The 10303-nt window shown below is 69.4% G+C and carries 10 protein-coding genes; 6 read left to right on the top strand and 4 right to left on the bottom strand.

What is annotated here, in order from left to right; genetic code table 11:
* The 4 genes from Q8S40_RS19515 to Q8S40_RS19500 form a co-directional block, all read right to left on the bottom strand.
* Nucleotides 1-1177 (bottom strand): FAD-binding oxidoreductase (locus Q8S40_RS19515; RefSeq protein WP_305671728.1); only part of this gene is annotated, 1177 nt, incomplete at its 3' end.
* Nucleotides 1174-2541: an FAD-binding oxidoreductase gene (locus tag Q8S40_RS19510; protein WP_305671727.1), complete on the bottom strand. Its 1368-nt coding sequence runs from the start codon at nt 2539-2541 to the stop codon at nt 1174-1176. The genes Q8S40_RS19510 and Q8S40_RS19515, both read right to left, overlap by 4 nt.
* Entirely contained in the window at nt 2534-3352 is an 819-nt protein-coding gene (locus tag Q8S40_RS19505) for a creatininase family protein (protein WP_305671726.1), read from the bottom strand. The genes Q8S40_RS19510 and Q8S40_RS19505 overlap by 8 nt, the downstream gene beginning before the upstream one ends.
* 25 nt (nt 3353-3377) lie before the next feature.
* Complete coding sequence (locus Q8S40_RS19500; protein ID WP_304808487.1) at nt 3378-4394, bottom strand: ABC transporter substrate-binding protein; 1017 nt, start codon at nt 4392-4394, stop codon at nt 3378-3380.
* Nucleotides 4395-4606: 212 nt separating this feature from the next.
* Here Q8S40_RS19500 and Q8S40_RS19495 point away from each other — a divergent pair, with 212 nt between their 5' ends.
* The 6 genes from Q8S40_RS19495 (at nt 4607) to Q8S40_RS19470 (ending at nt 10285) form a co-directional block, all read left to right on the top strand.
* Nucleotides 4607-5632 (top strand): aromatic ring-hydroxylating dioxygenase subunit alpha, encoded by a 1026-nt coding sequence (locus tag Q8S40_RS19495; RefSeq protein ID WP_305671725.1) that lies wholly within the window; start codon nt 4607-4609, stop codon nt 5630-5632.
* A 31-nt stretch (nt 5633-5663) separates the two neighbouring features.
* The gene (locus Q8S40_RS19490; RefSeq protein WP_305671724.1) at nt 5664-6590 is read left to right on the top strand and encodes an NAD(P)-dependent oxidoreductase; all 927 of its coding nucleotides are present in this window, start codon (nt 5664-5666) and stop codon (nt 6588-6590) included.
* A 53-nt stretch (nt 6591-6643) separates the two neighbouring features.
* Nucleotides 6644-7594 carry a dihydrodipicolinate synthase family protein gene (locus Q8S40_RS19485; RefSeq protein WP_305671723.1) on the top strand — a complete coding sequence of 317 codons (951 nt, stop codon included), beginning with the start codon at nt 6644-6646 and terminating at the stop codon, nt 7592-7594.
* A 61-nt stretch (nt 7595-7655) separates the two neighbouring features.
* Nucleotides 7656-8858, top strand: a complete 1203-nt coding sequence (egtB, locus tag Q8S40_RS19480) for an ergothioneine biosynthesis protein EgtB (protein ID WP_305671722.1) — start codon at nt 7656-7658, stop codon at nt 8856-8858.
* A complete protein-coding gene (gene egtD / locus Q8S40_RS19475; protein WP_305671721.1) occupies nt 8855-9796 on the top strand; it encodes an L-histidine N(alpha)-methyltransferase in 942 nt (313 codons plus the stop codon). The genes egtB and egtD overlap by 4 nt, the downstream gene beginning before the upstream one ends.
* Before the next feature lie 60 nt (nt 9797-9856).
* Nucleotides 9857-10285 (top strand): response regulator, encoded by a 429-nt coding sequence (locus tag Q8S40_RS19470; protein WP_304808473.1) that lies wholly within the window; start codon nt 9857-9859, stop codon nt 10283-10285.
* Nucleotides 10286-10303: the final 18 nt, after the last annotated feature.

Genomic DNA, 10303 nt, shown 5'->3' with positions numbered 1-10303 from the left:
CATGAATGCGGATGATCTCGCGCAGCCTTTCCTCCGTCGTGAAGCGCACCAACTGCAGCCCGAAGCAGGAGACGACGCCGCCGAGGCGGACGAATTCCAGATGCTGCATCACCTCATCCCCGAACAGCGCGTCCATCTTCGCGATCAGTTCGAAATGGTGCGGGGCGGGGAACAGCGTCTGCAGATAGGTCAGGCTGCGGTCGACCTTGAGGGCCTGCAGCGTGGTGTGGTTCCAGGTGAATTCATACAGCGGCGTTTCTGCCGTCTCGGTCGGCGCGGCGAAAACCTGGCGGCCGCCGAAGCGCGCCAGCAGCGGCGCCAGCAGGTCCAGACACGGCTCCGCCACCATCACAAGCGCAGCCGCCTTGCCAGGCGACACCAACTGCATGAAGGGCTTGAAGTATGTCTGGGCCACGCCGGGCGCGACGACGCCCGCCATCTTTTTCACGATGCCATCGCTGGCCACCAAGGCTTCACTGAACCGCGCGGCGGCGAGCGTGTCCGGGAATTCGGCCAGCACGTCGATCCAGTCCCAGGCCGGGGCCAGGGGCATTTCCAACTCGGTGATGACGCCATTGGTGCCGTAGGCGTGGTTGGCCTTGTCGATCTCCGCGCCGCGCAACTCCAGCACGCGCGGCGTGGCCTCCATCGTCACCACGCGCAGGCCGAGGATGTTGCCCGGCTCGCGCAGCTTGCCATAGGTGCAGGACCCGATGCCGGCGGACCCGCCGGCGATGAAGCCGCCGAGGCTGGCGGTGCGCTTGGTGGAGGGGTGGAAGCGCAATTCCCCGCGCACCTCGCGCCGCGTCACCGCGTCCAGGTCGATCAGCTTGATGCCCGCCTGTGCCCGCACCATGCCGGGCTTCGTCCAGATCACGCGGTTCAGGCCCATCAGGTCCAGCACGATGCCGCCCTTCAAGGGCATGGCCTGGCCGTAATTGCCGGTGCCTGCGCCGCGCGGCGTCAGCGGCACCTGGTGCTTCACGCAGGCGGCCATGATGGCGATGACCTCCGCCTCGTCCCGAGGGCAGGCCACCGCCTCCGCCGTCACGCCATTGAGCTGGCGCTTCAGCACGGGCGAGTACCAGAAGAAATCGCGCGACCGCTGGCGCACCAGAGCCGGGTCGGTGATCCACTCGATGGCCGGCAGTTCGGCCATCACGGCTTGGGTGGTCATGCGGCCTCCCCTGGGGCGTCGACGGGAACGAAATCACGCATCTTGCCCGGATTGAGCAGGCCGAGCGGGTCCGTGCGCTGCTTGAAGCCGAGCTGGTCGCCCGGCACGCGGCGGTAGTTGCTGCCTTCCTCGATGGTCAGGACATGCGGGTTGGCAATGCCGATGCCCTGCGCCTCGAAGGCGGCCATGATCTCGGCCAGGCGTTCCGCATTGGTCCAGCGGATGACCGGCAGGGCGGACATGGTGAGGCGGCCGCCGAAGCGGACGCATTCGGTGTGCATCCATACCTCGTCGCGGAACGGGATACGGACGGCCTCGATCGCTTCCAGCGTGTTCTCGAAGGGGAAGCGGCATTGCAGGTAGGTGACGCCGCGATCCTTCTTGAGAACCTGGAGCGTGGTGTGGTTCCAGCAATATTCGTAGAAGGGCGTCGCATCGCCATCGCGCTCGGCGTCCACGGTGGATTGCTCGGCGACGATGGTGCCGCCGTGCTCGGCCGCCAATTCGCGCAGCGCCAGCAGCGCGCCGGGTGCCACCATCACCAGTGCCAGCGCGTGTCCGGAGGGCACCGCATCGGCCAGGCCCCGGAAGAAGGGCGGCAACTGGCTGTCGAAGACGCCGCACATCTTTTTCGGGATGCCATCGGCGAAGCTGAGTTCCAGCGCGAAGCGGCTCGCCGGCACGAAATCCGGGAAGGCGATGGCGACGTCGCGCCAATCCTGTGCCGGGGTCAGCGGCACGCGGATGCGGGTCAGCACGCCGGTGGTGCCGTAGGTGCGGTTCACCGGATTGGCCGCCTGGCCTTCCAGATCCAGGATGCGCGGCGGGTCCGTCATCGTCGCGATGCGGGCGCCGAGAAAATTTCCGCGCTCGCGCATCGTGCCATGGCTGATGCCACCCACCCCCGCGCCGCCACCGGCGACGAAGCCGCCAATGGTCGCGGTGCGCTTGGTGGAGGGCCAGAGCTTCAGCTCCCACCCCTGTTCGCGCGCCCAGAGGTCGAGGTCGATCATCTTCGCCCCGGCCTCCACCTCCACTACGCCATCGGTGATGCCGATCGGCGCGGACATCGCCGTCATGTCCAGCACGACGCCGCCTTCCATCGGCACGCATTGCCCGTAATTGCCGGTGCCGCCGCCGCGCACCGTCACCGGCACGCGGGCAGCGCGGGCGGCGGAGAGGATGCGCAGCACCTCCGCCTCATCGCGCGGGCGGGCGAAAAGCTCTGCGGATTTGCCGTCGAGCTGCGCCTTCAGGATCGGGCTGTACCAGTAGAAGTCGCGGCTTTTCTGCCGCAGCAAGGCGCGGTCGGTGGACAGCTCGATGCCATCCAGCGCCGCGGCCAGCGCCACCATGTCAGCCATGCGGGTCAGGCTCGTTCGCGAGAAAACCCTCGGCATCGAAGGCGGCGACCTGCGCCCAGAGGGTCGCCATCTTCTCCGCCGCGAAATCCAGAAGCTGCTCGCCAATCTCGGCTGTGGCGAGCGAGGCATCGCCCACCGCACCCGCCGGGTTGAGGTCCTGCGCCTGCCAGGCCAAGGGCGCGCCGGCGTCGGGGGCCATGCCCGGCGCCGCATTGGCCACGCCCTGCCAGCGACTGACGAAGTTCCTTGCGTTCTCCATGCGCACCAGATGGGGGGTCAGCGCGAGCATGACAGAGGTCTCGTCGCGGCCCGCATGGATGCCGTACTTGCCTTCCACCGGGTCGCGCAGCGCCTCCGGCTTGCCCATCCGCGCCCACATGGCGTTGATCGCCAGGATGCCGTGCTGGATGCGGATGCGGCGGCAGGCGATGTCGAGGACGGCGACATTGCCGCCATGGCTGTTGACGATCACCAGGCGCTTCACGCCCGCCCGCGCCACGCTCGCGCCGATATCCGTCACCAGCGCCAGCAGCGTCTCGGGGCTGGTGGTGACGGTGCCGGGGAAGCGCAGATGCTCCACCGAACAGCCCACGCATTGCGTCGGCAGCACCAGCACGGGCAGGTCGGCCGCCGCCACCTTCAGCGTGCGGGCGATGACGCCCTGGTTGATGGTGGTATCGACCGCGACCGGCAGATGCGGCCCGTGCTGCTCGATGGATGCCACCGGCAGCACGGCCACGGTGTTGGCCGGCAGCGTCTTGAAGGCCGGCCAGGGCAGGTCCTGCCAGTAGCGGGTGGGAAGCGGGGCCATGGCAGGGGACCTTTCGGGAAGCGCCTCAGGCCAGCTTCAGATCGGCCGCCGGGGGCAGGTAGGACGGGTCGTAGATATCCGAGGCCGGCAGCGGGCGCGAGATGCCGAAGGCGTCCCGAACCGAGTCGATGCTGCGCTGCAGCCGCGCCATGTCCACGCGGCCAAAGCCGTTCTCCCGAACGGCGGGGGTGAAGGTCAGGCGGTCCAGCGCCATGCGCAGGCGTGCCGTCTCCAGCGGCACATCGGTCAGCGGCTCCCGCTGGCGGAGATTGGCGATGGTGGCATCCGGGTCGCGCAGGCTGTCATACTGGGCGCGGACCAGGCCGCGGATCAGGCCGGTGACGGCCTGCGGATTGGCGGCGGCCCAGCGGCGCGTGGTGATCATCGAGGTCGAGAAGAAGTCGGCGCCGACATCGCTGAACAGCATCGTCACGATGTCCTGCTCCGCAATCCCAAGCCCGCGGAGGGAGAAGATGCCGGAGGTGATGAAGCCGGTGATGGCGTTCACCCGGCCCTGAGCCAGCATCGGCTCCCGCAGCTGTGGCGTCACGCTCTGCCAGCGGACGGAGGCGGGGTCGATCCCGGCGGCCTTGGCGAAGGCGGGGAACAGCTGCCGCCCGGCATCCGATTCCGGCGCGGCCAGGGTCTTGCCCACCAGATCGGCCGGGGTGCGGATATTCTCCCGCCGCAGGGTCATAACCGCCAGCGCGGTCGCGTCATGGATGATGAAGGGGGTGAACAGGTCGCTCTCCGGCCGCTCCAGCTTCATGCGGATGGTCGGGTTCAGATCGGCGACGCCGACATCATAGGCGCCGGCCGAGACCTTTACCGGCACGTCGCCGGAGCCGAAGCCGCGATCCATGGTGACGTTGAGGCCTGCTTCGCGGAAATAGCCACGGTCGAGCGCCAGCACGAAGGCGCCCTGCGGGCCTTGCAGCGCCCAATCCAGGCTGAAGCGGACATTGGTCAGCGACTGGGCATGGACGGCGGGGGCGGCAAGAACCGCGGAGCCGAACAGGGCAAGGGCGTGGCGACGGCGCATCGTGACGGTCCCGGGGGTTGTGGCCCGGCGCTGTTAGCAAAAGCAGCGAGGCCGGCGAAAGGCCATTCTGCCCCAACTCGCGGCGAATCAGCCGAGGTGCGCCCAATAAGTGGGCGAAATGACAATGGAATGGGCGGTTTTTGCCGGAAGTGGGGCCATGCGGCGCTTGATTCAGCCGGCCCGGATTTGCACCCTGGCGCTGATCTCCAGCCATGAGGGTCCGCCGGATGCTCGCCACCGCCACGCCGCTGCTGCGCCGATTCTGGTATCCGGTGATGCCGGTGGCCCATCTGGCGGAAGGGCCGAAGCCGTTCCGGCTGCTCGGCCAGGATCTGGTATTGTGGCTGGACGGGGATGGCAAGGCGGCGGCGATGGATGACCGCTGCTGTCATCGTACGGCGAAGCTCTCCAAGGGCTTCTACACCGCCGGCCGCCTCGCCTGCGGCTACCATGGCTGGGAATTCGCCGCCGATGGCCGCGTCATGCGCGTTCCGCAGCGGCCGGTGGACCGGCAGGGCGCGACCAACATGCGCGTCCCCGCCTACCAGGCCGCCATCCGCTACGGCCATGTCTGGGTGGCGCTGGAGGACCCGCTGTATCCGCTGCCGGATTTCGAGGAGGAGGGGCTCGGCTTCCGCCGCATCGACGAGTTCTATGAAGTCTGGAACTGCGCCGGCCTGCGCCTGATGGAAAACAGTTTTGACAATGCCCACTTCGCCTTCGTCCACCGTGCGAGCTTTGGCGACCAGGGCCACCCCGAACCCGCCAGGCTGGAGATCGAGGAACACGCGGACGGCTTCGTGATGATCACGGAGGTTCCGGTGCGGAACCCCGAGATCCAGAAGAAGGTGCTGAACATGGAAAGCGATACCACGGTGCGCCACATGCGCGGCCGCTGGTATGCGCCCTTCCTCCGCAAGCTCCGCATCCAGTATCCGAACGGCCTGAGCCACTCCATCGTCACCTGTGCCACGCCGATCGACGATGCGACGTCGATGGTCGTGCAATTCGTTTTCCGCAACGACACGGAGGAACAGGCCAAGGCCGCGGATGTCATCGCCTTCGATCGCATCGTCACGGATGAGGACCGCGACATCCTGGAATCCACCGACCATGATGTGCCGCTGGACCAGACGGGCATCGAGATGAACATGCCCAGCGACCGCCCCGGCGTGCTGATGCGGCGGATGCTGGCGGAGATGATCGCCGCACAAGCCAGGGTGCCGCAACCGGCTTGACCGCGCCGGACCGCGCAAGCAGACCGCGCGGATGCACCCGCCCGAAATCCTGGTCCTCACCAGCATGATCCAGCCCGCGGAACGCGCGGCGCTGGATGCCATCTTCACCACCCATGGCCCACTGGGTTCCGCGGCGCTGGATGCGCTGCTGGCGGCGCGTGGCGACCGCATTCTTGGCATCGCCACCTCCGGCCGTGAACTCCTGGACTCCGCGCTACTCGCCAAGCTGCCGGCGCTGCGGATCGTCGCCTGCTTCAGCGCCGGAATCGACCGGATCGACACGGCGGCGCTGGCCGCGCGCGGCATTGCGCTGACCAACACCTCCGCCGTGCTGGCGGAGGAGGTGGCCGATCTGGCGATGGCGCTCGCGGTGATGGCGCGCCGGCGCCTGGTGGCGGCGGATGCGCATGTCCGCTCCGGCGCCTGGGCTTCGGGGCAGGGCTTCGCCTTTGGCCGCAGCCTGCAGGGCGCGCGGATGGGCCTGCTCGGCTTCGGCCATATCGGCGCGGCCATCGCCCGGCGTGCCGCCGCGGCGGGGTTGGCACTGCGCTACTGCACCCGCACGCAGCGGCCGGGGCTGGACCTGCCCTTCCACGCCACGCCGCTGGCACTGGCGCAGGACAGCGACATTCTGGTGGTCGCGACGACCGGCGGCGCGGCCAACCGCAACCTGGTGGATGAAGCCACCCTCCGCGCGCTGGGCCCGCATGGCACGCTGGTGAACATCGCCCGCGGCGAAGTGGTGGAGGAGGCCGCGCTGCTGGCGGCGCTGGCGGATGGCGGGCTGGGCTCGGCCGGCCTCGACGTCTTCCTGAACGAGCCGAAGGTGGACCCACGCTTCGCGGCCCTGCCCAATGTCGTGCTGGCCCCGCACATCGCCAGCGCCACGGTGGAGACGCGGTCGGCGATGGGTGCGCATGTGGTGCAATCGCTGCGGGCCGCGCTGCTGGCGGCTTGACCGCGGGGCGCGCTGCGCGCCAGCCTCCCGGCAACGGAGAGGAAACCCGCGCCATGCCGCCCTTGCCGCGCCTGTCCGGCGTGCATCCGATCCTTTACGCCTACTACCTGCCGGATGGCCGGCTGGATCGCGCGGCGCTGGAACGCCAGGTGGATCTCTGCCTCGCCGCCGGCTGCCAGGGCATCGCCGTGCTCGGCCTGGTGACGGAGGTGTTCCGCCTGTCCACCGCCGAGCGCCTGGACATCGTGGGCTGGGCCGCTGCCCGCATCGCCGGCCGGGTGCCGCTGATGGCGACGGTGGCGGAGGTCTCCGTCCACGGCCAGCTCGACTTCATCGCGGAGGCGAAGGCGCGCGGCGCGGATTGGGTGGTGCTGCAACCGCCGCCGGTGAAGGGCGTGGCGGAGGCCGGGATCCTGCGCTTCCTCGGCACGGTGGCGGACCGTGCCGTGCTGCCCGTGGGCATCCAGAACAACCCGCTGATGATGGATGTCTCGGTCTCCGACGCCGCGCTTCTGGCGCTGCATCGCAACCACCCGAATATCCGCTTCATGAAGGCCGAAGGCGCCGCCGTATCCGTTGCCGAATTCGCCCTGGAAGCCAGCAAGACCTGTGACGTCTTCGCCGGCCATGGCGGGCTGGAATGGCCGACGGCGCTACGCAGCGGTTGCCAGGGCCTGATCCCCGCGCCGGAACTGGTCGACGCGCAGGTGGAGATCTGGCGCCTGTGGTCGGCGGGCGAGACGGAGCGGGCGGAGGCGCTGCACCGCGCCATCCTGCCCATCATCGTCTTCATGTCCCGCTCCCTGCCGCTGCTGCTGGCCTATGGCAAGCGGCTGATGGCGCTGCGGATGGGGCTGGGGGAGGTGCATGCACGGCTGCCGGAGCCGGGCGTGACGGCCTTCGGCCTGGCGGAAATCGGCCGCTTCGCCGCGCTGCTTGGGCCGCTGGCGGACCGGCCCGCGCCGCTCGCCCCGGCGCTGCGGCGCCTCGCCGGCCTGGGATAAGGCGGAAACCCGAACAGTTTGCGGGCGTTGCCGGTGCTGAACCGGGGAGCCTCGTCCGAGAATGAATCAGATCTCCGCGGGGCCTCGCCCGGCCGCGCAGCATCTTCTCCACCGCTACCAGGCCGTCCGCGCGCGGACCGAGGCGCTGGCCGCACGGCTTTCGCCGGAAGATCAGGTGGTGCAGTCCATGCCGGATTGCAGCCCGGCCAAATGGCACCGCGCCCACACCACCTGGTTCTTCGAGACCTTCCTGCTGCTGCCCTTCCTGCCCGGTGCCACCAGGGTGCGGGAGGAATATGCGCTGCTGTTCAACAGCTACTACGTCGCCGCCGGCCCGCGCCACGCGCGGCCGCAGCGCGGCATGCTCACCCGCCCCGATTGCGCCGCCGTCTCCGCCTATCGCGACGCGGTGGACGAGGCCATGGCCCGGCTGCTGCAGGATGCGCCGGATGAGGCGCTGCATCTGGTGGAACTGGGCCTGCAGCATGAGGAGCAGCACCAGGAATTGCTGCTGACGGATGCGCTGCACGCGCTGTCCCTCAACCCGCTGCGCCCGGCCTATGACCCTGCCTGGCAGGACCCGGCGCCGGATACCGCGCCGCGTGCCATGCTCGCCGGACCGGAAGGCGTGGTGGAAATCGGCCATGACGGCATCGGCTATGCCTTCGACAATGAAACCCCGCGCCACCGGCACTTCCTCGCCCCCTACCGCATCGCCAACCGCCTGGTGACCAACGCGGACTGGGCCGGCTTCATCGCCGATGGTGGCTATCGCAGCCCGCTATTGTGGATGAGCGATGGCTGGGCCGCCTGCCAGGCACAGGGGTGGGAGGCGCCGCTGTATTGGGAAATGCATGATGGCGCCTGGCAGCAATTCGACCCGGCTGGTCTGCGCCCGCTGGATCCGGCGCAGCCGGTGCGGCACATCTCCTGGTACGAGGCCGACGCCTTCGCCCGTTGGGCCGGCAAGCGCCTGCCCACGGAACAGGAATGGGAAGCCGCCGCCAATCTGCCCGGCCTTGCCGAGGCGGAGGGCATCGCCTGGCAATGGACCGGCAGCGCCTATCGCCCCTATCCCGGCTTTCGCCCCTGGGAAGGCGCGGTTGGCGAGTACAACGGCAAGTTCATGGTGAACCAGATGGTGCTGCGCGGCGGCTCGCTGGCCACCGCACCGGGCCATTCGCGCGCCAGCTATCGCAACTTCTTCCCGCCCGATGCGCGCTGGCAATTCACCAGCCTGCGGTTGGCGGAGGATGTGGCATGAGCGCGGTCGACGTCCTGCATCCCGAACTCGCGGCCGACGCCATCAGCGGCCTGTCCGCCACACGCAAGACGCTGCCGTGCAAATGGCTCTATGACGCGGAGGGCACGCGGCTGTTCGAGGCGATCACCCGCCTGCCGGAATACTACCCGACACGGACCGAGGTGCTGATCCTCGACCAGCGCGGCGCCGAGATTGCCGATGCCATCGGCCGCGGCGCGGCGGTGGTGGAATTTGGCCCCGGCGATGGCGCCAAGGCGGTGCAGTTGCTGCGCGCGCTGGAAGCACCCTGCGCCTATCTGCCGGTGGATATCGCGCCGGAATGGCTGGATGCGGTGGCGGCGCGGGTCTCCACCGCCTTCCCCGACCTGCCGGTGCGCCCGGTGGTGGCGGATTTCACCCGGGCCTTCGACCTGCCGGCCCATGGCGGCGGCAGCGCCGCGCGGCTGGGCTTCTTCTCCGGCTCCACCATCGGCAATTTCGAGCCGCCGGAGGCCGTGGCCTTCCTGGCCCGCGCCCGCGCCACGCTGGGCCGCGGCGCCCGCATGCTGCTGGGCGCCGATCTGGTGAAGGAGGAGGCAATCCTCGAGGCGGCCTATGATGATGCCGCCGGCGTCACCGCCGCCTTCAACCTGAACCTGCTGACCCGGCTGAACCGGGAAGCCGGGGCGGATTTCGACCCTGGTGCCTTCCACCATGCTGCGCGCTGGAATCCCGGGCTTGAGCGTATCGAGATGCATCTGGTCGCCCGCCGCCCGCAAAGGGTGCGGGTGGCCGGGCGGGTGTTCGACTTCGCCCGGGGCGAAACCATCCATACCGAGAGCAGCCACAAATACCGCCCCGAGCGGCTGCGCCAGATTGCCGGCGCCGCCGGCTGGCGCGGCGCCACCATGTGGTCCGATCCGGCGGAGATGTTCTCCGTCTGGCTGCTGGAGGCCTGATCCGCAACCCGAGATGGGCTTTGCCGTTGCAGTGGGGTTGAACCGCGGGAGGTAGAGATCATGCCGACCAGCCAGTCGCGCAGCGTCCTGGTGGTGGAAGATGAGACCCTGGTCGCGATGGCGGCCGAGGATGCGCTGAGGGACGAGGGTTTCCACGTCTGCGGCACCGCGGCGACGGAGGCCGCCGCGCTGCGCCTCGCGGCAGAGCATGCGCCGGACTTCGCCGTGGTGGATCTCGATCTCGGGCGCGGTGGCAGCGGTCTGACGGTCGGGCGGGCGCTCGCGGCGGGCGGCGTGCAGGTGCTCTACGCCACCGGCAACGCCCCCAGCTGGCGGCAGGAGATGGAAGACAGCGGCGCCCGCGCCTGCCTCGCCAAGCCCTTCGCGCCTGCCGCATTGCCGCGGGCGCTGGCTGTGCTGGAGGATCTGCACCGTCCCGGCGCGGCACCCCGGCCGCTTCCGCCGGAGCTGCATCTGTTCGTGGATTGAGCCGCGCGACGGCGCGCG

Source organism: Falsiroseomonas sp. (assembly GCF_030695085.1).
Classification (GTDB): Bacteria; Pseudomonadota; Alphaproteobacteria; order Acetobacterales; family Acetobacteraceae; genus Falsiroseomonas.
This window is presented reverse-complemented; position numbering and strand designations above follow the sequence as displayed.